The sequence below is a fragment of the Paenibacillus glycanilyticus genome, assembly GCF_051200795.1.
In the GTDB taxonomy this organism is placed as follows: domain Bacteria; phylum Bacillota; class Bacilli; order Paenibacillales; family Paenibacillaceae; genus Pristimantibacillus; species Pristimantibacillus glycanilyticus.
This window is the reverse complement of the sequence record NZ_CP195155.1, coordinates 5,444,510-5,468,196: the sequence shown is the minus strand read 5'-3', so window position 1 is coordinate 5,468,196 and position 23,687 is coordinate 5,444,510. Positions and strand designations below refer to the sequence as shown.

The following is a 23,687-nucleotide window of genomic DNA, read 5'->3' as shown; positions in this document are numbered from 1 at the left end:
CAGTACTCTTCAAACAATTCTTTTTAGGAGGTTTTAGAGTGTCAACAGAGAAAAAAGCTGCGTACTCCGCGTGGTCAAACATCATGTACTCTATGCAGCTGCATTGGCGGGCGAGGCCGCTTACGCTCATTTGCTGTGCCGTCTCGGCGCTTGTTGGCGTCGGCGTGCCTTTTGTAAGCATCTATATGCCTAAAATTGTCATCGACAATATCACTGCGGGAGTCACGCCAAGCGAGTTTATACTGTCGGTAGGCCTTATGGCGCTTCTCCTGGCCGCGCTTAACAGCGCTAAAAGCTACGCGGATCTCATTACCCATGAATCCGTAGGTACCATCAGCATATTGAAGCACCTCCAAACCGTCATGCATAAGCATCTAAATATGGACTACGAGGTGCTGGAAAGCCCCGGATACGCCAAACGGGGCGAGAAGGCGTGGCGGGCCATGCAGAGCAATCACTCTCCCGCCTCCAACATACCGAGAAACCTATCGCAGCTTCTAATGAACGTATTGGGTTTTCTTGTATACGGAACAGTTATCGTCTCGGTACATCCCCTTATTATTCTCTTGCTGGCCATTTCTGCCGGAATCAATTGGCTTGCGCTCTCCCGTGCACGTAAGGTTGAGAGGGACACGCGAGAAGAACGGTCAAAGCTTCAAGGAAAGCTCTGGTATCTTCAGAAGGTATCGAAAGAGCCGTCCGGCGGTAAAGACGTACGTCTCTATGATCTTGGCAGCTTAATCCGTGGTATTTTTCAAAACGTACTCGGTTCCTCAACCGATAAGGAGCAAAAGGTAACGACTGGAGATATGAAAGCTCAGTTATCGGATGCGGCGCTTAGTCTCATTCGTGACGGTGCTTCGTACGCGTTTCTCATTTATTTGCTGTTGAACGGCGAAATGACATTGGGCAGCTTCGTCCTCGTATTCGCCGCCATCGGGGCATTTGCGGGCTGGTTGTCGGGTATATTGACCAGCGCAAGCGAGCTGATTCGTGCCTTAAGCGAGCTGTCGGACATACGAGATTATCTGGATGTTCCCGATCTTTCGAATACCAGCCCCGGCCATGCGCTGCCTTCCGGCGATCTTGTTCCTCCCGCGATTATATTAAAAAACGTCGGATATACCTATCCGGATGCAAAAGAACCAACCCTTTCAAGCATCGATTTCGAGATCAAGCCGGGGGAGCGCATCGCCATTGTCGGAGCGAACGGAGAGGGCAAGACGACGCTTATTAAGTTATTATGCGGACTTTACCAGCCGACATGCGGGGAGATTACGCTCGGCGGCGTCGACATCACGCGTTATAACAGAGACGAATATTTTTCGCTTTTTTCAACGGTATTTCAGGATATTCATCTCTTCTGCTGTGATATTGCAGGCAATATCTCGCAGCAGTCCCCGGAAGAGACGGACTACGGGAAGGTAGAGAAATGTCTCGTCATGTCCGGGCTTATGGATAAGGTTAGAGGGCTTGAGAAAGGGGAATCCACGCTTCTAGTACGCCGGGTGCATGCTGACGCTATCGAACTCTCGGGCGGTGAGAAGCAGAAGCTTGCGCTTGCGCGCGCGCTGTACAAAGACGCGCCGGTTATCATCTTGGATGAACCTACCGCTGCGCTTGACCCGATCGCCGAAAGCGAGATTTACCAGCGATACGCCGAACTGACTGCAGGGCGAACATCGATTTACATCTCTCATAGGCTGGCAAGCACGCGCTTCTGTGACAGGATTCTATTAATCGACGGCGGCGGCATCGCCGAGTGCGGCACGCACGATGAGCTCATGAGATATGGCGGGAAATATGCCGAGATGTTTAACGTGCAGTCTCATTATTATAAGGATGGGGAGGTGACCGATCATGAAGGAGCGTTCCATCTGGCGTAACCTGGTCCGAGGATACGGCATCGTAAATCGCTTAACGCCAACCTACATTCCGCTTACCGTCGCCTCCTCCTTTATTAAAGCGGTTCAGCCCTTAATGGTGCTCTTCCTATCCGCCCAGATCATCAACGAGCTGGCCGGCGAGCGCGACACCGGGCGCATTACGCTGTATGCCGTACTCGCAGTAGGACTTGCTTTTGCCGGTTCGGCTATCAATGCCGCGGTTAACCGACGGATCACGACCTTAAACAGCACGTTGTGGGCGCGTTTCTACTTCTTCCTGGGCAACCGGTACATGCAGCTGAACTACGATCAAGTGGAAGATACGATGAATAATGAGAGGTTAGCGGATATTGAAGCGAAGTCGAACGGAAACGGGCTTGGCCTTCTGCGCCTGCATTACAGTCTGCCGGAACTATTGCAGCCTCTTTTTGAACTGATCTTATCTATCATACTGGTTATCGGGATGTTCACGTCCGCTTCTTCCTACGAGCAGACGTTTATAACCTCACCGTATGCTACCGTTTTGCTGATTCTCCTCATCCTGTCCATGATTCCCTTCACTTATTTAATCAAAAAGAGGGAGGAGAGAATTCAGAAGAAGGTGTTCGAGGATAACCCGAAGGCAAATACCTATGTGGATTTCTTCAACGAATACATGCAGGCAAAGAATGCCGCCAAGGACATTCGACTCTATAAACAGGCGCCGGCGATAGAGGATCATTACAATAAATCGGTTGGAGCGGAGTACTGGTACCGCATTTTTAACCTGGTCGGAAAAAACAACGCCTTGGCAGCGGCTATGAATGCCGTACTAGGCGGCTGCGTGTATCTCTTTATCGGCCTGAGGGCGCTCTATGGCATGTATCCTTTAGGCAGCGTGGTGCAGTACATCGGCGCAGTGACCGGCGTTGTAGGCGCGCTCGCCAAGCTGGTCTCCGTTGTGGGCAATTTTATAACCAACAACCCTTATCTGAGCCTTGTGTTCGAGTATCTTGACCTGCCGGACAACATGCAAAATAGCGCCAGCGGCAGACAAATCCCGCAAGAAGAACTAGAATTTGAGTTTCGTGACGTCTCGTTCAAATATCCTGGTTCTAACCATTACGCCATTAAGAACCTTAGCATGAAATTCAATATCGGCGAGCGTCTTGCCGTCGTGGGGTTGAACGGCAGCGGCAAGACGACGATGATTAAGCTGCTATGCCGGCTTTACGAGCCTACGGAGGGCGTTGTCACGTTAAACGGCATCGACATCAGAGAGTACGACTATTCGGCATATATGGGCGTATTCAGCGTTGTGTTTCAAGATTTTAAACTGTATTCGTTCTCCCTTGGCCATAACGTTGCCGCATCCGAGAGTTATGACGCGGCATTGGCGGAGGAGTCGCTTATTATGGCGGGGCTGAGCGAAAAGGTAAGCAACATGCCGGAAGGGCTTCATACTTACCTTCATAAGGATTTCTCTGACGACGGCGTGGAGATTTCAGGAGGGGAAGCGCAGAAGGTGGCACTTGCAAGGGCGCTGTACAAGAACGCGCCTTTCGTGATATTAGACGAACCTACGGCGGCACTGGACCCGATCGCGGAGTTCGAGATCTATTCCCGGTTTAATGAATTAATCGGCGGTAAAACGGCGATCTTCGTCTCGCACCGGCTCTCTTCCTGCCGATTCTGTCATGATATCGCCGTGTTTCACGAGGGCCGGCTAATTCAACGCGGTTCCCATGACAAGCTCCTAGCCGAACGGGACGGGAAATACGCGGAGCTGTGGAATGCGCAGGCTCAGTATTACGTTGGGGCATAAAAGGTTTTGCACAGCGGCTATGACTTGATGCTCATAGCTGCTTAATTAATAATCGTTTTATTCCTATCAGCATAGAAAAGAGCCCTTTACAGCAAAAGGGCTCTTTTCTTTAGAATTTAATTCCATTAATTTGAGGCGGAAGCCATTGCGTTTTCGAACCTTCCTCCCGATGGATGTCCCTTTAGATACTGTTCCAGATATAACTCGACGTATTTCAGAATCAGTCGATGGCTTTGCTTCGGATCCGGTGCTTTGGCTTTCCACTTCAGAAAAGGGGAGTACATGTAAAAATCCGAGAAGCTTGAATGTTTTATCCCTTTAAGCTGCAAAATTTGACCGCCTTCGGATATCGCTTGGTCTTTTCTGCGATAGAAGTTGTCTATCCAGTCATTATAAACGGCTCGTTGTATCCCTTCTTCCGACAACTGCTTGTCGCTTGGTTCCGGCAGACCTAGCCCATTCAAATAATTATCGGTGCACATCCATAGAAAAGATTGATTCGCGGAAAGCGGGGTCTGTGTACTTCCGTAAAAGGAGCCGTCCAGACTAATTCCCACCTTGAACCTTTTGTCCTTGCGAAGCACGGCAAGGGCATCATCCCCGCCAAAAGAATGGCCGGCAATTGCGGTTTCCTCCAGATTTAGACGATGGTTGAACCGTTTATCCATAATTCCCTCGTTCAGCTTTTCCAACTGATCCAGCACAAAGCTGTCGTCTTCCGCCCAAACATTATCGATGATACGGTCCCAAGCCGGAAGTTGAAATTCCGAAGGAGCTTTTTGGGACATAATCCGACCGTCGGGATAAACAGTCGCAAGCGTACCGTAGGTGTGCTCAACTACGGCTACCACATAACCTTTGCTAGCTAAATCCGTGACTAGATAATGATAGGCGTACCGTGCGCCTGTCCAACCATGGGAAAAGATAACGACTGGATACAGGCTTTGATTATTCGCCATATCGGCATCCATGTAGGTATACGTCCTCGCAAGGCGCATGTAGCTCAGCAAGAAGGAAGGAATATGCAAGCGCTGGTTTATGTAATGGCTCAAGCCGGTTAGTTCGGGAATATACGGAGCCTGCTGTATTCTTCCTTTGACTTGTGCCGGATACCAGATTTGAACGTTCATCTCACGGTATTTATCCGTCTTCTCCATAGTCTGCTCGGGCCTGCTTGTGTCAATCCAGTGATACATGACTGTACCGACCGGGTTATTTCCCGACGGAACCTCTAGCGAAGGAACGGGTATCAAATAAGGCAATGCCCAGCACATCAGCAGCAATCCGAGTGAGGGTATCAATCCCATACGGATGGGGGACATGCGCTTTCGCTTGAATAATCCCGGAACAGCGGTCACAAACGAATAGAAAGCGAATAAATACGAAGGAACCATTTGCCAGCGATATCCTTCGGTTAATAAATGAACAATCATGGGAACGGGCAGAAGCATACAAAAGACGCGTAAGTAAGACTGATTTCGATTCATTGTCATCGTGCTAATGGTCAGCATAATAAGCAGAACGGATTCCCAAATTCTCATTGCTCCATGGTAGGGCTTATATATAAGGCATGGTTCATGTAAGGATTGCCCTTTCTCCAAACTTTATTGGTCATTATAGTATAGTGTAATATTATTTTTCCCCCAAAAAAATATGTACAGACTGAGAAAGCGCCCAGCTTTGCTTGCAAAGCCGGGTGCTTTCTTTTAATTCTCTTTCGCCAATAATTGCAAATTGTAAAGGCTGTAACCTTTAAATTCATAGATGCGTCTAGAAAGTACATCTGAGCAGAAAGGAAGAATATAAATATGCGTAAAAAAAATCTCATGCTGTCCAGTCTTATTGTCGCAACCGCGATTTCAGCAGGCAGCGCTTCAATAGTACACGGAGCAGAAAGCCAATCTGCAACTGCCGCGGCTTCTGCGGTTACTTTCAAAATTAACGATGTTATTTATAGCGATAACACGGGTAAGCATAGCTTGCTCGCAGCGCCTTATGTTCGTAACGGAAGCACGATGGTTCCCGTTAGAGCCGCTGCCGAATCACTCGGCGCATCGATAAGCTGGAATAACAAGGATCGAATGATTACCTTGTCGGGGAAAGCCTTCGGAACGATTAAATTCACCTTGAACTCTTCCTATGCGGTAAATGCGAAGGGAGAGAAAATCAAGCTGCCCGAGCAGGTTCGCCAGGCCAAAGGAACGGTATTTGTTCCGGCCCGGTCGTTGGCAGCTCTTATGGGGGCCCGCCTGCAATGGGAGCCTGCAGCCCATACGGTTACTCTCACCAGTCAGGCGAATACTCCGGCCAGTCTGGACTCCGATTATTCGTTTCAGAAGGATACGGAAGGATGGAAGGGCGGCTTTGCCGATATGCCGACCAACTATAACAAAGAGATTTACGAGCTCGACTTTGCGCGCAGCTTGATTCCGGTGCCGAACAATACTTCTAATTACGGCTTGAAGCTTTCCGGGCATAATCGAAGCGATGATTTGTTTATGTATCTTTCCAAAGGTATTGAAGGCTTCAAACCAAATACCTCTTACAACGTTAATTTGAAATTTGCGATGTACACCGAAGCGGGAGGAGGATCGATTGGTATCGGCGGCTCGCCTGCGGAATCCATCTTCATAAAGGCCGGTATCCTGCCGAGCGAGCCGTTGTCCGTGCCAACCTCCTCTTCGGGTGAAGAATATTACAGAATGAACGTAGACATCGGCAGCCAAGGAACCGGCGGCAAGGATGTCAAGGTCATCGGCAATGCGGCTAAACCGGATGTGGACAAGGAAGGGTATCAGCGTGTTGAGTTTGACTACAACGCCAAGGTGACGGCTAACGCCAAAGGCCAGATCTTTATTCTTATAGGCTCCGATTCAGGCTTTGAAGGGCTGACTACTCTTTACTTTGACGATATCAAGGTAAGCGCTAAGGTCGCAGACTGAGAGGATTAAGACGCAAGAAGAAACAAAAAGCCTGCGGCAATCAGCCGCAGGCAACAATAGAGAATATATAAAGGGGGGTCATGTCCCTTATTATAGGAGCCGATGATGAAAGGAACCTGAGCGAAATATTACAGGAAGATTACAAATGATCCTGGGGTTCTCGACAATCTAGCTAGCATAAGCAAAAAGCCGCCATTTTGGTCATAACCCCGTCAAGTAGACATCTATAAAAAGACAACTCTATGCAGCGACCGTTTCACGGTATTCCACCGGGGAACGGTCGTTTAGCTTCTTCTGGAAGCGTTCGTTGTTGTAGAACGAAACGTATTCTTCGACCGCTTGTTCCAATTCAGACATCGTTTGCGGACGAACAAGATAAATCTTTTCCGTTTTAAGATGTGAAAAGAACGACTCGATGCAGGCATTATCATAGCAGTTTCCACGTCTAGAGTGGCTGCCAATGACCCCGAGCTTCTCAAGTTTGCGGTTATATGCGTTAGAGGTGTACTGGAATCCTTGATCGGAGTGCAGGAGAACACCGGTGAGATCTGCTCTCTCGCTTAGGGCGTCGACTGTTTTGGTAACAAGTGCAAGGTCGTTTCGTTCGGCCAACTGCCAGGCAACAATCTCATTGTTGTAGAGATCCAGAATAGCTGAAAGGTATGCAAATTGCTCTCCTACCCGGATATAGGTAATGTCCGTAACGAGTTTAAGCAGTGGCGCCTCTGCAGAAAACAGGCGTTCCAACCGATTGGGATAAACAACAGATACCTGCTTTCCGAAGAAGCGCCGCTTCTTTCGGATCACCGAGCGGATGTCCAGTTTCTTCATGAGCCGATAAACACGTTTATGGTTCACATGCAGTCCTTCGCGTTTCAAGGCGACTTTCATGCGTAAGTAACCAAAGTAAGGGTGTAGTCGGTGGATCGCCATGATATGCCTCTCTAGAAGTCGCTCTTCCTGTATACGAGCGGTTGGATCGAATACCCTTTTCCGCCACTTGTAATAGCCTGCTCGTGATACCTCGGCAAATTTCAGAAGCCAACGCAACGGATACTTTTGCCGCATTCCCTCAATGATCTCAAAACGAATGGCTTTGCTAGTCACTCCCCGTGTAGATTTGGATACCGCTTTTTTAAGTACTCAATCTCCGCTCTTAGGTAAGCCATTTCTTCCTCTACGCTGCTAAACTTAGTCTTCGGTTTACCCTTTCGCGTAGCTTCTTGTACGAAGGGCTGTCCTGCCCGATGTCGTTTGACCCATACCTCAACCTGCGTTTTGTTTTGTATTCCCAGACGCTTCGCGACCTCACGGTACGCCAAGTTGTCCTCTGTAACCAGCCTCACTGCTTCTAGTTTTAAATCTTCAGGATAACTTTTGTTCGTACGACCTGTTTTCCCCATGAAAAATCCCCTCCGGCAAACAACTAGTAAGTTCATCTTAACAGATGTCTTTTTCTTGTTGTCTACCGTGAGGGGATAATACCATTTAAGCGGTATTTTTTATTATTTCCGGATAATCGAAATAATCTCCTGCAGCTCGGGAAGATGCTTATGCTTGCTTTTATAACCAATCAACAGGTCATTGGTGACAGTCAGATGGTCGAAGCAGGTACGGATACCGGCCTTCGAATTCTCGAGCAGATACGTTGGGATCACGCTGATTCCGGCTCCCATCTCTACGGCTCTAACGACCGCATGCAGATTAGGGATTACGTGCTTGGGCTTAATTAGAGGACGTCTCTTGAAATGCTCTCTCCATAAACGTCTGATAATCGGGAGCTCCAGCCCGTAGGAAATCCATCGCTGCGCGGACAACCATTCCTCGATTTCTTTGGGATGGTGAAGATCGGGGATCTCGAGCGAAGCCGGCGTTATGATCGTAAACGTCTCTTCCATTAGCAGTTCATACTCAAGGCCGGGCACGATAAATTTCTTGGGAGTAATAATGAGCTCCACTTGATCTTCTTTTAACAGCTCGAGCAATTGGTCGGCGGTCCCGAAGTAAGAGACGCTGCACATGCCGGAATTCGTAACCTTGGGAAGAAACAGCTCCTGGAAATACTCCAGGGACAAGCCGATGCGGAACACTTTATTGTTCGGCAGGGACGTGGATTTCAGCCCGGCCGTTGTTTCCTCCAGGGACTCGACTAACGGCGCAACCCGGGAGTAGAGCTCCTTCCCCCGTTCGGTTACGACAAGTCTTCTCGATACTCGCGTGAATAAAGCTTCGCCAACCTCGGCCTCAAGCGCGGCTAAATGCTGGCTCATAGCGGGCTGCGTCATCATCCTGGTCTTGGCGGCCTCGGAGACGGAGTGATGCTTGTAGATAGCAATAAAGCTTCGGTACCATTCAAAATCGACCATCTTATTCCTCATCCTCTATCGTTCATAAGTAAAACCAAATTATAAATATTTTTATGATTTAATGCAATTTATATAATTAGTTTTATTGTCGGAACAAGGGTATAATGGGCTCTGTAACATTTCTTTACAAATGCCTGTTCATGAGTTGTCCGAAACGGGGTACATTATGATGTAACCGAATTGGATTCGTGGAACTATAGAATAGAGGAGAGATCATATTTTGAAGCACTTATTTACTCCGTACGAAATGAAAAGCTTGTCCTTGAAAAACCGCGTCGTTATGCCGCCGATGTGCCAATACTCGGTAACGGCCAAAGACGGCATCGCAAACGATTGGCATTACGCGCATTACGTCAGCCGCGCAGTTGGCGGTGCGGGATTGATTATTATCGAAATGACGGACGTCGAGCCGGACGGCCGGATTACCGATTATGATCTGGGTTTGTGGTCGGATGATCATATTCCGGCGCTGGCCCGCATCGTTGATGCCGTCCATCAGCATGGGGCCAAGATAGGCATTCAGATTGCCCATGCCGGCCGTAAAGCCGAGGACGCGGAGCTGCCGGTAGCCCCGTCGGCAATTCCGTTTGACGAAAATTCAAAAACGCCCCGGGCTTTGACTACCGAAGAAGTAGAGCAAATGGTGGAGAAATTTAGACTTGCCGTGCGCCGTGCCGTACAGGCTGGCGTAGATACGATTGAGATTCACGGTGCCCACGGCTACCTGATTCACCAGTTTGTGTCCCCGCTGACGAACAAAAGAAACGATAAATACGGTCAAGACCGGACGTTATTCGGCAAAGAAGTAATTAAAGCCGCAAAAAGCGAAATGCCGGACCATATGCCGTTAATTATGCGGATTTCCGCGCGCGAATATGTAGAAGGCGGCTATGGCATTAACGAAAGCATTGCTTTCGCGAAAGAATTCAAAGAAGCTGGCGTCGACCTCTTCCATATCAGCGCGGGCGGCGAAGGTCAGATCGCGGCTGCCGGCAGACCGGGTACGCATGCGGGTTACCAGGTGCCTCTCGCGAGAGCGATCAGAGAAGCACTGGATATCCCGGTTATCGCAGTCGGCAGACTAGACGATCCAGCGCTCGCCAACTCCGTGATCGGCAACGAAGACGCGGACCTTGTAGCCGTAGGCCGAGGCATGCTTCGCAATCCTTACTGGGCCCTCGAAGCAGCGACCGTTCTCCACAAAGAGATCGAAGTTCCAAGACAATATGATCGCGGTTTCGCGCGCGGTTAATATAACTTAATGACCCAAAGTGGTGCAGGACTAAATCCTGCACCGCTTTTTTCGTCACAAGAATAGTTCAGCTATCCCAATAGCAGAACCAAGAGGACCTCTTCCCCCAAGTCGTACGAATGTAAGGGAAGGTTAATGCCAAACGGAGTATTCGATGATTCTGGAGAAGTGGAACGTTCGCTTTTGTGAGGGGATTCCTTCCTTATTCCCCGTTTAGGGGAATCCCCGAGCAATGGCGATCGGAAGAACATCGAATGCGCAGTTTGCAATTTAACCTACTGGTCTAAGCAAAGAGGCTATCTCAATCTAAGTTTGAGACAGCCTCTTTTATTTGTGCAGCCTGCCGCTCATTGCCAATTGCGGATTTTGCCCGGTGCAATCCCGTAGGCGTCTTTAAAGAGATGGTAGAAATGGCTTAGATTATCGAACCCGGCGTCGTAAGCGATATCGACGATGGGTAGCTGCGTGGTGAGCAGCAGGTTTTTGGCATGGCCTAGCCGCAGGTGGTTCAAATAAGCCGTTGGCGTCATGCGGAGATATTGCTTGAATACGCGGTTAAGATGGCCGTCGCTCCGGTCCGTTAATTCCCGCAACCTGGGCAGTCCGGCGCTGAAATTTTCTTTTCGCTGCAGCTGCGCGAGCAGCTGATCGAACCATTGCGGCAGCGCCTGCGTGCTATCATTGCGGAAGTTAAGGAAGAAATGGGTTAAGGCATCGCTTAAGAAGCTGCGGGCCATCGTTCTTGCCTTTTGCTTATCGGTCGAGTTAAACAGCTGAATCTGCTCGCTTTTTCTCATGAGAGCCTCCATGTCCGTTCCGGGCAGCTGGATGACGGGCGGAAGCTGCGGACTCCGGAGCGCCTGGGCAAACGCCGCGTGTCCGATGTAATCAAAAGCGCCCTCCACAACCTCTTTATAGAAGTTGACGTTCAAGAACTGACAGTCTTTTCCCTCCAGCAAATCGTATCCGTGCGTATCGTCGGGACGAATGAATACCATGTCCCCCTCCTTCAGCAATTGGACGTCACCGTTGATCAAATGCGTGCATTGGCCGGAAATGACGATAAAGATTTCGTAGAAGTCGTGTCCGTGCAGCGGATAAGCGTGTCTGACCGAGTGCACGATGTGAAAGTTGGATTGCACCAGCGGATCGATCAGCGCCGCGGCGTACAGCATGTTAACGGTCATGGAGGCCGTCCTCCTTGTTGTCGTTGGAATTAAATAGTGATGTTAATATAGCACAAAAAAAGCATTTGCATAACAAGACGTTAAATGGCTTCGAATGCTACGATAGGGCCGAATCATGCATCCTTCCTAACCTAATGTCGAAGGAATGGCATCATTCCAGCACAATCCATACATTTGAAAGCAGGTTGATAAGCATGCGCTCAGTAACGCTAAACGGCAATTGGACGATGAAAAGAACGGATGAAGCGGAGTGGAACAATGCGATTGTTCCCGGCTCCGTATTCCATGATCTAATGTCTGCGGGCAAGATGGAGGATCCGTATTATCGAGATAACGAATACGATATTTTGGAGCTGACGAAGTTCGATTACGAATACCGGCGGAGCTTCCTCGTCGACGGGGAGCTGCTGCGGATGGACCGCGTGCTGCTCCGCTGCGAAGGGCTGGATACGCTCTGCGAGGTTTACGTAAACGGACAAGCCGTATTAAATACGGACAATATGCACCGGACCTACGAAGCCGATGTGAAGGGGCTGCTCACCGCAGGCAGCAATGACATTCACGTCATTATCCGCTCCGCCACGAATTTCGTGCTTGCGAAGGATAAGGAGCTTTTTCTGACGAGCTGCGCCGACGCCGTACCGGGCATCTCGCATTTGCGCAAAGCGCATAGCATGTTTGGCTGGGATTGGGGTCCGCAGCTGCCGGATATGGGCATTTGGCGGGATATAACGTTATGCGGCTTCAATATTGGCCGAATCGATGATGTCTACATTACGCAGCAGCATGGCGACAATAACGTTAAGGTGAATATCGCCGCGGAATTGCAGCGCTGGTCCTCTGACGAGTCGCTTGCTCTTTACGCTACGATCAAGACACCGGATGGAAGGACGCTGGAGGCGTCGGTGAGTGAAGCTGGCGACATCTCGAACCTCGTGATCGATGTTCAGAATCCCGAGCTATGGTGGCCGAACAATCTCGGAAGCCAGCCTTTATACGGGCTGCGGGTCGAACTTCGGAGCGGAGACCGGATACTGGATGAACGCTCGCTGAGCATCGGACTCCGGACGCTGCATGTCGCCCGTCAGCCGGATCAATGGGGCGAATCGTTTGCGTTTGAAATTAACGGTCATCAGATCTTCGCGATGGGCGCCAATTTTATTCCGGAGGACAACATCTTTGGGCGGCGCAGCAACAAGCGGACGGAGCAGCTGATCCAAAGCTGCGTCGAGGCTAACTACAACTGCATCCGCGTCTGGGGCGGCGGGTACTACGCTGACGATTATTTCTATGACCTATGCGACCGGCACGGCCTGATCGTGTGGCAGGATCACTTATATGCTTGCGGCGCTTACGATTTCAACGACGAGTTTAAGGAAAATATCCGCCTCGAGACGATCGACAATATGAAGCGGCTTCGTCACCATGCCTCACTGGGCCTCTGGAGCGGAAATAACGAGCTGGAATATGCATGGGCGTATTGGGGCTGGACGGAGCGTTACGGCGAGAAGCAGCGCGACGATTACCTGAAGCAGTTCGAAGAGTTCCTGCCGGTGCTGTCGCAGTCGCTTGATCCAAACACCTCTTATTTGGTATCCTCGCCATCCTCCAAGGGCGGTATTGACGATCCGAATAACGAAGATATCGGTGACATGCATTATTGGGATGTCTGGCACGGACGGAAGCCGATAACGGAATACCGGACGCTGCATCCGCGCTTTATGTCCGAGTTCGGCTTGCAGTCGTTCCCTTCCATCAAGACGGTGGAGACGTTTACGCTTCCCGAAGACCGCAATATTTTCTCGCGGGTGATGGAGGCTCATCAGAAGAACGGAACCGGCAACGAAAAGATCATGTATTACATCAGCGAATATTTCAAATATCCGAGAAACTTCGAGAAGCTGCTGTATGTTTCCCAGCTCATTCAGGCTGAAGGCATGCGGGTTGGCGTGGAGCATTGGAGACGCAACCGCGGCAGATGCATGGGGGCGGTCTACTGGCAGCTTAACGACATCTGGCCTGGCGCGTCCTGGTCCAGTCTGGATTACTTCGGCAGATGGAAGGCGACGCATCATGCCGCCAAGCGTTTCTTTGCGCCGGTGCTTGCATCCGCTCTGGAGGAAGGGACGACGGTATCGCTTCACGTGACGAACGAAACACTGCAGACGGTCAAAGGGCAGCTCCGCTGGAGACTGCTGGACCGCAAGTCGGAGACGATCCAATTCGGCGAAGCCGAAGTAACGCTGGACGCTCTCGCTTCGGAAGAGATCGTCTCGCTTGATTTCTCGGAGACGCTGACGACCAAGCAGCTGCTAGGCCAAAGCTATCTCGCCTACGAATTTGTCAGGGGCGAAGAGACGATTAGCGAGGGTACGGCTCTGTTCGTGAAGCCGAAGCATTTTGAGCTGCTGAATCCGGAAATCCGCGCTGCGGTGGCGGAGGAAGACGACCGTTTTGTCGTTACGCTGGACAGCCGGGCGTTTGCGCCGTTCTTATTGCTGGAGCTGAGTCATGCCGACGCCCGCTGGAGCAACAACGTATTTGCTCTTTCGGCCGATCGTCCGGCCGTTGTGACGGTACCGAAGGACGGCTTGTCCGAGCCGCTTAGCCTGGCTGCGTTCCGCGAGCAGCTAGTTGTTACAAGCTTGTACGATACTTTTGAATAAAGCTCATCATGGAAGGGAAGGGAGGACACACGCCCGGCAATTGCCGCTTGCGTGTGTCTTTTCTCTTCGGGGCTGCCAATTGAAATTGACAAACATTGCGATAGAAAACCAATCGTTGTTGCGTAGTTCGAAAGTCCGGCGCTGCCGTACAATTAAGCTAGAAAGAGGTGATACGATGTCTGCCATACTTAAATACAAATGGCAATATCTCATGATCATGCCGGCCATCGTGCTGCTTCTGCTGTTCAGCTACGTGCCGATGGCCGGTATACAGGTCGCGTTCAAGGACTTCCATATCGGCTATACGATTTGGAACAGCCCATGGACCGGCTTCGAAAATTTCGCATTCCTTCAGGACAGCCAATTCTGGCTGGTGGTGAAGAACACCGTGTACATCGCGTTGCTCAAATTCGTATTCGGTTTTCCCGCTCCAATCATTCTGGCTTTGATGATCAACGAAGTAAGCCACGGGGGCTTCAAACGATTCGTCCAATCGGTCAGCTATCTGCCCCATTTTTTCTCCTGGATTGTAGTCGCTTACATTCTGCAATCGCTGCTTACTCTGGACAACGGTCTCGTGAATCAGCTGATCGTGTCTCTCGGCGGTGATCCGGTATTTTTCCTGGGCTCGACCGAGTGGTTCCGGCCGATGATCGTAGCCAGCGGATTGTGGAAGGAGGTTGGCTGGAACACGATTCTGTATCTGGCCGCGATCACGTCCATCGATCCGCAGCTCTACGAAGCAGCCAAGGTGGAGGGAGCGGGCCGTCTGGCGCAAATCCGGCACATCACGTTCCCGGGTATCCTGCCGACGATTTCCATCGTCCTGATCCTCAGCATGCCAAGTTTGATTGCGGTCGGAATGGATCAGATTTATCCGCTGATGAACCCAGCCAACCAACCGGTTGCGGATGTTCTGGATACTTATATTCTCCGAAGCGGTCTGCAGCAAGGCTATTTCGGCAGCGCGACGGCAGTAGGCTTGTTGTCCTCGGTTATCAGTCTGCTGCTGGTTCTCAGCACAAACCAGATATCCCGAAGAATCAACGGAGAGGGGCTCTGGTAACCGATGAAACGTTCAACCGGCGAAAAGTTCGGACAGGCGGTTATTACCCTGCTCCTGCTGCTGCTCTGCTTGACGGTCCTCTATCCCTTCGTTTACATGCTGGCGATTTCCCTGAATACGGGCAGCGACGCCGCCAAGGGAGGCGTATATTTGTGGCCGAGGCAATTCACGTGGTCCAACTTCCATATCGTGCTTGGCAACAAGGTCATTCAGCACTCTTACCTGATTACGATTCTGCGAACGATCATTGGCACAGTAAGCGGTCTTCTGGTAACTCTGCTTGCCGCGTTTGCCTTGTCCTACAGGCAGATGCCGGCGAGAAAGGCGCTGCTGACGATCGTGCTGATCACGATGCTGTTCAGCGGCGGACTCATTCCGTTCTATATCCAGCTGTTTAATCTGTCGCTGATCAACACGTTCTGGGTATACATTCTGCCAAGCGCCTTTTCGGCCTGGAACATGTTCGTCATGCTGAAGTTTATCCAGGGCATTCCGGAAGCCTTGATCGAATCGGCTGAGATGGATGGCGCCAAGCCGCCAAGAGTCCTGTTCTCGATTATTATTCCGTTATCCAAGCCGATGCTCGCCGCGCTTGGTCTCTTCACGGGCGTTATGCACTGGAACGACTGGTTCGCAGGCGCCTTCTTCGTCTCGGATCAGAATCTGATTCCGGTCCAAACGTTCCTGCAGCAGCTGCTCTCTGCCCAGGATATCTCGGTAGTGATGGGCTCCAACAATAGCGTGGAGGCGCTCGCGCGGGGCAGCCAGAACTTGGCCCAAGTGACGCTGATGTCCGTCAAGATGGCAACCGTTATGGTAAGCGCCATTCCGATTCTGTGCGTGTATCCGTTCCTTCAGCGGTTTTTTGTCAAAGGCGTACTAATCGGTTCGGTCAAAGGATAAGACATTCCGATCTTGTTGAAGGTTATCGCAGGGTATTAGGATTAACCACATATACCAAAATAGCTAGACAGAGAGGGGAAAAAACATGAAAAGTCGCGCATTTTACGCGAAATCGACCACGGCCGGCGCGCTGGCCGCGCTTATGCTGGCATTAACCGCCTGCTCGGGCGGAGGCGGCAATTCGACGAACTCGCCATCGAAGGATCCGGAACAGACCGGGCAGACGGCTGAGGGAGGCAAGCAAGGCGGAAAGTTTGATTTGTGGCTCGGATGGACGACCACCGTCAACAACGACAGCATGGTTCAAAAATATTGGAGAGAGAACGAACCATTTGTCGATGTACAGATCGAGTCCACGCAAGGCGATGCATCCACCGCGCTTAACCTGAAGCTGAATACGGGCGGCTTCGACGATGCGGCCATCTTCGGGCGGAGCGACGTTATCAATACGTCCATGGTTCGCTCCGGCACGATTCAGCCGCTTGAGCAATACTTCGACATGCCGGACAAATATCCGGGGCTTGCTTCGATTCCGAAGCAATATCTGGATGCGATGAAGGACAAGGACGGACATATCTGGTCCATTCCGACGTGGTTTGACCAGAATCCGCAAGATCCATGGCCGGGCTGGGCATCTCTTGGGTGGTTCGTGCGCGAGGACGTCCTGGAGAAAGCGGGCATGAAGAAAGAAGATTTGGCTACGATTGAAGGCGTGGAGCAATACTTGAAGGCGGCAAGCCAGCAGACGGACGCCTCCGGCAACAAGCTTATCCCGCTTGGCTTCCTGTCGGATGCCAATGACGAGAACGTCATTCTGAACACGTTCGGCGTATCGACCAGCGGCGGCGGCGTCGTACCGGTGGAGAAGAAGGGCGACGACTACGAGTTCATCTATGACAATCCGCAATACAAGGAAGCTTACAAATGGATGAACAAAATGTACAATGAAGGTCTAATCGACAAAGAAGCGATCACGGACAAAAAAGAGCGCTACAAGGAAAAAAATCAGTCCGGACGCATTGCGATGAACGCTGGCGGATTCTTCAACATGGACGCCTCGCTCTGGGAAACTCTCAATGGACCAACGGCACCAGCTTGGTATTTACAGACTATTCCGTATCCTAAAGTGGCCGGCGTAGACAAAGTCGGCATCAACACCATCATTAATCCGAATCCGGGCGATGACGTGTATATCAGCAAAAATACGAAAAATCTAGACGCCATACTCAAATTCTTCGATTATACGCTTACGCCTAAGCCGGAAATGCAGCAAGTCGTCAATGAAGGACCTGCGGGAACCTTCTGGGATTGGGTGGATAAGCCGCTCGGCAAATGGCATTATATCGACGAGAATTACACGGCTCTTCACGATTCCGGCGATGCGGCGAAGAAAGCTAGCACGACGCCTGAGCTTTACGCAACGTCCTCGTACAGCAACGAGTGGTATCCATGGTGGAACTACGAGGCAACCGACAGCGTAGCGGGACGCCAGAAGACAATCGACTTCACCAACGCGATCAGCAAAATGGGGGCCATTCGGGTCGCTCAGCCGTATGACCTGGTCAAATCGGAACCGGGCAGCCTGTGGGAGAAATATTCGCCCGAGCTGGAAAACGTAAGAAAAGAATACAAGGCCAAGCTGATGATGGCCAAGGACGACAAGGCTTTCGAAGCGGCATGGACCGAATTCCAGTCGGCGCTTGAGAAGCGCGCGCACTGGAGCGAGCTGAAGGATGAATGGCATCAGCTGCTGTCCAAGCAATTCCCGGGAGCATAAAAAACATAGATACGGCGCAGCTCAAGCCGTGAGAGAAGGGAAGCCGGGATGCCGGCTTCCCTTCCGTCGGCTGCGGCCGGGCATTTTCAGGAAAGGAGCGGGAGCTCTTGCGTGTTCCTCTCTCTCGATGGATTATCCGATTTACCCGCGGCATGAGTCTCCGCGGCAAGATTTTGTCCCTATACGTGCTCATCCTGCTGCTGCCCACGCTGTTATTGGGAAGCGGCTCCGCGTATCTGGTCGCCCGGGGCTTCCATAACAGCTATTTGTCCGCCGTGGATGAGACGGTTCTTCAGACGGCGCAGATTGCGGATTTCAGCAAACGAAACTATGATCTATTAGCCGTCCGAACGGCAACCGACGGGGAATTGATCTCCCGTCTCTCCAGGCATTACGACGATATGACGGAAGTGGTGGATACCGTCAATTACGTAGATCGCACCTTCCTGCTTACGGGCAAGTATTTGCCCGGCATTTTGGATTTCCGCATTTATCATACGAACGATACGCTTGTGCAGGACGGCCAGCTGTTATGGCGCCCGGAATCGAGAAGCATTGCGGGCCAGAAGGAAAGCGCGTGGTATCGGGATACCATGGCGGCCGCGGAGCCTCTTAAATGGAGCAGCGTGCCGGGGAGCCCTGATCGTGTCGTCATCACGCACAAGATTGTAGACAGGACGGGGACTCCGCTGGGTCTCGTTTATATATTGCTGGACTATGACGCCGTATTCGGGGAGCGGGTCGACCGTCCGTTTAACGATAAGGGAAGCTTGTTCATCGTGGATAACAACCGGAGCATCCTGGCGGCAACCGACCGGGAGCAGATTGGGAAAAGGCTTGCGCTAAGCGAGTGGCAAGAGCAACTCCAGGAGGACAACATCAACGATAAAGCTCATTGGCTGGATCTCACGCACAGCAAAGAGCTGCTCATCGTTAAGCCGCTGTCTTCCGGTTGGAGCGTTGTCTCGTCCACCGCGATGAAGCAGTTGAGCACGCAGGACCGCATGATTCTGCTTCTTATTGCCGGGATTACGATCTTCTTTCTGCTGCTGTCCGTATCTTTGATGATGACCGTCGTGCAGAACATCGTTCGGCGGATCCGCAAGCTTGGCAACCGAATGGGCGATCTGTCACGGGGTGAATTCGAAGCGGCCATCCGCTACAGCGAGCAGGACGAACTAGGCGACCTGGAAAATAGGTTTAACCTGATGTCCGAACGTCTAGGCAAACTCGTCGAAGACATCACGCAAGCCGGCTTGCAGGAGAAGGAGCAGGCATTCAGGGCATTGCAGGCCCAAATCAATCCGCATTTTATTTATAATTCGCTGGGGCTGCTCCGCTGGCGCGCCATGGATGCAAGGGATCAGGAACAAATTCAGATTATCGACGCGCTGACGACCTTCTACCGGCTGACGCTGAACAATCAGATTAGCGTTATTCGAATCAGGGAAGAGGTAGAGCATGTGAAGGCTTACCTGGAAATCTGCGAATTCCGTTATCCGGGCAAAGTCCGGCTTGAGTGGGAGATCGACGAATCGGCGCTTGAATGGTATACGATCAAGACGGTGCTGCAGCCGATTGTGGAGAACTGCTATCAGCATGGGGCCATTGTCCGCAAGCCGGATGCTTTCATCCGCATCTCCATTGAGAGGAGGGACGACCGGGTAGTTATGTCGGTGTTCGACAACGGACAGGGCATTTCCGGGGATACGATCAGGCAGCTGGCCGATGGCGTTTACGAAGGGAAAGGGAACGGCTTTGGCTCCACGAATATTAAGGAGCGGCTGGCGCTGTATTTTGGCGACGATGCCCGTTATACGATAGAAAGCGCTTTGGGAGCATGGACGCTGGTTACGATTGATTTTCCGGCCTGCCGGGTCCAGCCAGTCATTAAGAAGGGGCGATAAAGATGCTGAACGTACTTATTGTGGATGACGAAATATCGCATGTGCAGGGACTCGTCCGGTTTATCGAATGGGAGAAGCTGGGCTACGCGGCCCCGTCGACGGCGGAATCGGGAGAGGAAGCCGTAGAGCTGCTTCAAGGCTCCGAATTTGACGTGCTGATCTCGGATGTTTCCATGCCCGGCATGACGGGAATCGAGCTTGCGGCGGAGGCGAAGCGGCTTCATCCCCATATTCAGATTCTGATGATTAGCGGCTATAACGAATTCGAATTCGTCCAGGATGCCATCCATGTCGGCGCCCAGGCTTATGTGCTGAAGCCGCTCAAGACGGAAGAGGTGGCTTCGCGTCTGCAAAGCTTCCGGAGCGCCATTGAGATGCGGAAGGATGTTGTTGAGCAGACCCGGGAACTTGAGAAAAAAGTGTCGGGAAGCGTAAAGCTCGTTAAAGAAAGGTTCGTCGACGACCTGATTGCCGAAGCCCTTCCCGTCGATGAGCTGCTTGCTTCGTGGGGCGGCCTGCTGACGCTGCCTGAGCTGGATTCCGGCTATCAGATTATCGTGCTTGGCCTGGACCGTAATCCTTCCTCCGGGCAGGAGGCGAAGCAGCGGATGCTGCTCGGAAGCAGCTTTAAGAAAACGGTGGAAATCGCCTTCTCCCAAGACGATTCCATCTGGCTTGCGCAGACTTCGTTTGACGAATTTGTCGCGCTACACGTCAATCCGTCGCCGGCTGCGCGCGCCAAAGCGGAGAAGCAATATCAATTTATTCAATCCATCATGAGCGAGCAGTACGGAGCAAGCGTAACGATTGGCTGCAGCCGTGAAGGCTCCGCATGGGAAGAAGCGCCGCTGCTGTACAGGGAAATACGATTCAGCATGACGAGGGCGAGGCTGATAGCCGACGGGCAGATCGTGCGTTACAACGAAGTAGAGCCCAGCGACTTCGCAGCCTACCGGATGCATGACGAGTTTATTCCGGGCTTGCTTAAGCGGCTGGACTCCGGCGATGCCGGGCAGGCTGCCGAATACATGAATCGGATCAAGGATGCGCTGCTTGCGACGGGGAATGCTTCTTTCTCTTATGCGCAAGCCTTCGCGATGAGCTTCCTGGGCGAGTTGATCCGCCATTTGAAATGGAAGAACGAGCCGGATAGCGAAGCGAACATTCTGCTGTGGCGGCAAATGCTCGATTGCGGAAGCGCCCTGCAGCTGGCGGAGCTGCTGGCCGGCTACGTGCAGCGGTACATGGATACCGAGCAGAAGGCTCAATTGAACCAGCAGCATAACTTGATCCGGCGAGTATCCCTGTTCATCGAGGAGCGGCTTCACGAGCATTGGACGGTGAAGCAGTTGGCGGAGCATTTCAACTTGAACGCGAGCTATCTCAGCGTGCTGTTCAAACGGGAAATGGGCCGGACGATCTCGGAGTTCGTTCAGGATACCCGTATTGAACGGGCCAGGAAGCTGCTCCAGGATCCCAATATTAAAGTTTACGAGGTCGCCGAACAGGTGGGCATTCAGACAACCGCGTATTTTACTTACCTGTTCAAAAAGCTGGTAGGCGTCACTCCGCAGGAGTACCGGGATTACGGCTATTCTCCGGAGGACAAATGACCGGTATTGTCTTCCGAGATTTCATTATACCGCCTTACGGGGGAGAGGCCATTGGCATAGCGGTTGGATTTTTATCGTTTTGATTGCCTTCTTGATTGAATCATCATATCGTCCATCATTATCCGTATATCGTTAATGGATTCGGGCTTCGTTTTTCCGTACGATTAGCGCATCAAATACATGAGGTGATTCTCTTGAACATACATTTTGACTCCGATTTGCGGTTATTTTCGATCTCGACGGCAAACAGCTCCTACGTGTTTGGATTAAACGATAAAGGGATCCTGCAGCATTTGTATTGGGGAGCTCCCGTTGAAGCAGCCGATTGCGCGCTCCTCATGGGCTCCCGTTCGCATAGCTCGTTTGACGCCGCGCTTGACCGCGAAGCGGAAGAATTCGCTTTCTGGGGCGGGTTGTCGTACATGGAACCTACGCTGAAGGTTCGCTTGCACGATGGCGTGCGCGATCTGCGCCTTGTCTATGATGGATATCAAACGGAAGCAGCGGGCGGCAAAGAGACGCTGACCGTTACGCTGAAGGACGAGACGTACCCGATTGAAGCCCATCTGATCTATACGGTAGTGCCCGGGCTTGATTTGATTGAGCGGTCCGCGGTTATCGTAAATACGGGCAGCGAGAATATCGTGCTGGAGAATGCCCAATCGGCAGCTTGGATGATGCCAACGCTCGAGAATTACCGGCTGACGCATGTAACGGGCAAATGGGCCGGCGAGTTTCAACTGAGGGAGACGGTGCTGTCGGAAGGGAAGAAGGTGCTGGAGTCCCGCCGCGGCTTTACCGACGCCCACGCGAATCCTTGGTTTGCGATCGACAACGGCAGAGCAACGGAGGAATCCGGAGAAGTATGGTTTGGCGCGCTCGCCTGGAGCGGCAACTGGAAGATCGTAGCGGAGAAAACGGCGTTTGACCTTGTGCGGGTAACGGGCGGCATTAATGACTTCGACAGCGAATGGACGCTTGCTCCCGGAGAAAGCTTCGAGACGCCCGTATTTGTCGGAGGCTACGCTTCCGGCGGCTTTGGTTCGATGAGCCGAATGCTGCATCGGTATCAGTATGAAGTCGTGGCGCCGGGCCGGAGTCTGCGCAAGGTGCTGTATAATTCGTGGGAAGCGACGTACTTTGACGTCAACGTTCAGGATCAGACGGCCCTTGCCGAGCGTGCGGCGAAGCTTGGCGTAGAGCTGTTCGTCATTGACGACGGCTGGTTCGGGCAGCGCAACCATGACCACGCGGGCCTTGGGGATTGGATCGTTAATCCGGAGAAATTCCCGAACGGACTCGGCGAGCTGATTGACAAGGTTCGTGGACTTGGCATGGAGTTCGGCATCTGGGTAGAGCCGGAAGCCGTTAACCCGGACAGCGACCTGTACCGGCAGCACCCGGATTGGGTCTACCATTTCCCGACACGCTCGCGGACGGAGCTGCGCAACCAGCTTGTCCTCAACATCTCCATGCCGGAAGTAAAACGCTACATTATCGGCTTTATGTCCGATCTGCTGGAGCGTCATCATATTTCCTTCGTGAAATGGGACATGAACCGGACGATTACCGAGCCGGGCATGATGAACCATCCGCTAAACCGGCAGAAGGAGCTGTGGGTCCGCCATGTGCGAAGCTTGTACGAGATTTGGTCGGAGCTGCGGGAGAAATTCCCTCATGTCGCGTTTGAGACTTGCGCGGGCGGCGGTTCCCGCATCGACTTCGGCATGCTGCGTTATGCGGAGCAAGCTTGGCCAAGCGACAACACGGATGCTTTCGACCGGCTGAGCATTCAAGAAGGCTTCTCCTATGCGTACGCGCCGAAGCTGATGACCTGCTGGGTGACGGAAGAGGTAAGCGGAATGAACAAACGCGTGACTTCCATCCCGTATCGCTTCCATAGTGCCATGACGGGCACGCTTGGCATCGGGGCCAACCTGAATCATTGGAGCGAGGAGCAGCTTGCGGAAGCGGGCGCTTTGGTCGCGCAATACAAAACGATCCGTCCGCTCGTTCAAGAAGGCCGGCAGTATCGACTCCGCGCGCTGAAACATAAAGGCGTGGAAGCGGTGCAATACGTCGGTATCGGCGAAAGCGGGGAAGAAGAAAGCGTGCTGTTCGCCTTCCTGCATTCCCAGAAGCTTGGGGACCATTTCCCGCGTTTGCTTTTGCAGGGCCTTAAACCGGACAAGCGGTACGCTATTAAAGGTATCGAAGTCGTATTCAGCGGTCGGTCGCTCATGCGGATCGGCGTGGAGCTGCCGCTGAGAGGCGACTTCGACAGCTTGATGTACCATATTCGGGAACAACAATAATCG

General features: G+C 51.9%; 15 protein-coding genes. 11 read left to right on the top strand and 4 right to left on the bottom strand.

What is annotated here, in order from left to right:
- The first annotated feature begins 38 nt into the window (after positions 1 to 38).
- Together ACR9FF_RS24630 and ACR9FF_RS24625 are read left to right on the top strand one after the other, a co-directional pair.
- Positions 39 to 1,886 carry an ABC transporter ATP-binding protein gene (locus tag ACR9FF_RS24630; RefSeq protein WP_435165789.1) on the top strand — a complete coding sequence of 616 codons (1,848 nt, stop codon included), beginning with the start codon at positions 39 to 41 and terminating at the stop codon, positions 1,884 to 1,886.
- The gene (locus ACR9FF_RS24625; protein ID WP_435165786.1) at positions 1,861 to 3,690 is read left to right on the top strand and encodes an ABC transporter ATP-binding protein; all 1,830 of its coding nucleotides are present in this window, start codon (positions 1,861 to 1,863) and stop codon (positions 3,688 to 3,690) included. Before ACR9FF_RS24630 ends, ACR9FF_RS24625 begins: the two co-directional genes overlap by 26 nt.
- A gap of 125 nt (positions 3,691 to 3,815) precedes the next feature.
- Here the strand turns inward: ACR9FF_RS24625 and ACR9FF_RS24620 are convergent, their stop codons facing one another.
- Entirely contained in the window at positions 3,816 to 5,231 is a 1,416-nt protein-coding gene (locus ACR9FF_RS24620; protein WP_435165783.1) for an alpha/beta hydrolase family protein, read from the bottom strand.
- Between the two features lie 267 nt (positions 5,232 to 5,498).
- Between ACR9FF_RS24620 and ACR9FF_RS24615 the strand changes: the two genes are divergently transcribed.
- Complete coding sequence (locus tag ACR9FF_RS24615) at positions 5,499 to 6,632, top strand: copper amine oxidase N-terminal domain-containing protein (protein WP_435165780.1); 1,134 nt, start codon at positions 5,499 to 5,501, stop codon at positions 6,630 to 6,632.
- 240 nt (positions 6,633 to 6,872) lie between these two features.
- Here the strand turns inward: ACR9FF_RS24615 and ACR9FF_RS24610 are convergent.
- Positions 6,873 to 8,035, bottom strand: a protein-coding gene (locus ACR9FF_RS24610; RefSeq protein WP_435165777.1) for an IS3 family transposase whose coding sequence is annotated in 2 segments (ribosomal slippage) — positions 6,873 to 7,759 and positions 7,759 to 8,035 — 1,164 coding nt in all. Because the reading frame shifts where the segments join, the coding sequence is not laid out codon by codon here.
- A 102-nt stretch (positions 8,036 to 8,137) separates the two neighbouring features.
- On the bottom strand, positions 8,138 to 8,998 hold the full coding sequence (locus ACR9FF_RS24605; protein WP_435165774.1) for a LysR family transcriptional regulator: 861 nt from the start codon (positions 8,996 to 8,998) through the stop codon (positions 8,138 to 8,140).
- A 220-nt stretch (positions 8,999 to 9,218) separates the two neighbouring features.
- On the opposite strand from ACR9FF_RS24605, the gene ACR9FF_RS24600 reads away from it, so the two are divergent.
- On the top strand, positions 9,219 to 10,250 hold the full coding sequence (locus ACR9FF_RS24600; protein WP_127491684.1) for an NADH:flavin oxidoreductase/NADH oxidase: 1,032 nt from the start codon (positions 9,219 to 9,221) through the stop codon (positions 10,248 to 10,250).
- 347 nt (positions 10,251 to 10,597) lie between these two features.
- Here ACR9FF_RS24600 and ACR9FF_RS24595 read toward each other — a convergent pair whose 3' ends face one another.
- Complete coding sequence (locus ACR9FF_RS24595) at positions 10,598 to 11,437, bottom strand: AraC family transcriptional regulator (RefSeq protein ID WP_435165770.1); 840 nt, start codon at positions 11,435 to 11,437, stop codon at positions 10,598 to 10,600.
- A 194-nt stretch (positions 11,438 to 11,631) separates the two neighbouring features.
- Between ACR9FF_RS24595 and ACR9FF_RS24590 the strand changes: the two genes are divergently transcribed.
- The 7 genes from ACR9FF_RS24590 (at position 11,632) to ACR9FF_RS24560 (ending at position 23,684) form a co-directional block, all read left to right on the top strand.
- A complete protein-coding gene (locus ACR9FF_RS24590) occupies positions 11,632 to 14,103 on the top strand; it encodes a beta-mannosidase (protein ID WP_435165767.1) in 2,472 nt (823 codons plus the stop codon).
- A gap of 175 nt (positions 14,104 to 14,278) precedes the next feature.
- Positions 14,279 to 15,169: an ABC transporter permease gene (locus ACR9FF_RS24585; RefSeq protein ID WP_435165764.1), complete on the top strand. Its 891-nt coding sequence runs from the start codon at positions 14,279 to 14,281 to the stop codon at positions 15,167 to 15,169.
- A gap of 3 nt (positions 15,170 to 15,172) precedes the next feature.
- Positions 15,173 to 16,072 carry a carbohydrate ABC transporter permease gene (locus ACR9FF_RS24580; protein WP_201009101.1) on the top strand — a complete coding sequence of 300 codons (900 nt, stop codon included), beginning with the start codon at positions 15,173 to 15,175 and terminating at the stop codon, positions 16,070 to 16,072.
- An 85-nt stretch (positions 16,073 to 16,157) separates the two neighbouring features.
- Positions 16,158 to 17,849 carry a hypothetical protein gene (locus tag ACR9FF_RS24575; protein ID WP_127491674.1) on the top strand — a complete coding sequence of 564 codons (1,692 nt, stop codon included), beginning with the start codon at positions 16,158 to 16,160 and terminating at the stop codon, positions 17,847 to 17,849.
- A gap of 107 nt (positions 17,850 to 17,956) precedes the next feature.
- Positions 17,957 to 19,756, top strand: a complete 1,800-nt coding sequence (locus tag ACR9FF_RS24570) for a cache domain-containing sensor histidine kinase (protein ID WP_435165759.1) — start codon at positions 17,957 to 17,959, stop codon at positions 19,754 to 19,756.
- 2 nt (positions 19,757 to 19,758) lie between these two features.
- The gene (locus ACR9FF_RS24565) at positions 19,759 to 21,369 is read left to right on the top strand and encodes a response regulator transcription factor (protein ID WP_435165756.1); all 1,611 of its coding nucleotides are present in this window, start codon (positions 19,759 to 19,761) and stop codon (positions 21,367 to 21,369) included.
- 194 nt (positions 21,370 to 21,563) lie between these two features.
- Positions 21,564 to 23,684, top strand: coding sequence for an alpha-galactosidase (locus tag ACR9FF_RS24560; protein WP_435165753.1), 2,121 nt, complete (start codon positions 21,564 to 21,566; stop codon positions 23,682 to 23,684).
- Positions 23,685 to 23,687 lie beyond the last annotated feature (3 nt).

What these genes read in the sequence shown, in the direction of transcription:
- ACR9FF_RS24580 (WP_201009101.1), top strand. Translation starts at nt 15,173, where the DNA reads ATGAAACGTTCAACCGGCGAAAAGTTCGGACAGGCGGTTATTACCCTG.
- ACR9FF_RS24590 (WP_435165767.1), top strand. Translation starts at nt 11,632, where the DNA reads ATGCGCTCAGTAACGCTAAACGGCAATTGGACGATGAAAAGAACGGAT.
- ACR9FF_RS24575 (WP_127491674.1), top strand. Translation starts at nt 16,158, where the DNA reads ATGAAAAGTCGCGCATTTTACGCGAAATCGACCACGGCCGGCGCGCTG.
- ACR9FF_RS24585 (WP_435165764.1), top strand. Translation starts at nt 14,279, where the DNA reads ATGTCTGCCATACTTAAATACAAATGGCAATATCTCATGATCATGCCG.
- ACR9FF_RS24615 (WP_435165780.1), top strand. Translation starts at nt 5,499, where the DNA reads ATGCGTAAAAAAAATCTCATGCTGTCCAGTCTTATTGTCGCAACCGCG.
- ACR9FF_RS24605 (WP_435165774.1), bottom strand. Translation starts at nt 8,998, where the DNA reads ATGGTCGATTTTGAATGGTACCGAAGCTTTATTGCTATCTACAAGCAT.
- ACR9FF_RS24620 (WP_435165783.1), bottom strand. Translation starts at nt 5,231, where the DNA reads ATGAGAATTTGGGAATCCGTTCTGCTTATTATGCTGACCATTAGCACG.
- ACR9FF_RS24595 (WP_435165770.1), bottom strand. Translation starts at nt 11,437, where the DNA reads ATGACCGTTAACATGCTGTACGCCGCGGCGCTGATCGATCCGCTGGTG.
- ACR9FF_RS24625 (WP_435165786.1), top strand. Translation starts at nt 1,861, where the DNA reads ATGAAGGAGCGTTCCATCTGGCGTAACCTGGTCCGAGGATACGGCATC.
- ACR9FF_RS24565 (WP_435165756.1), top strand. Translation starts at nt 19,759, where the DNA reads ATGCTGAACGTACTTATTGTGGATGACGAAATATCGCATGTGCAGGGA.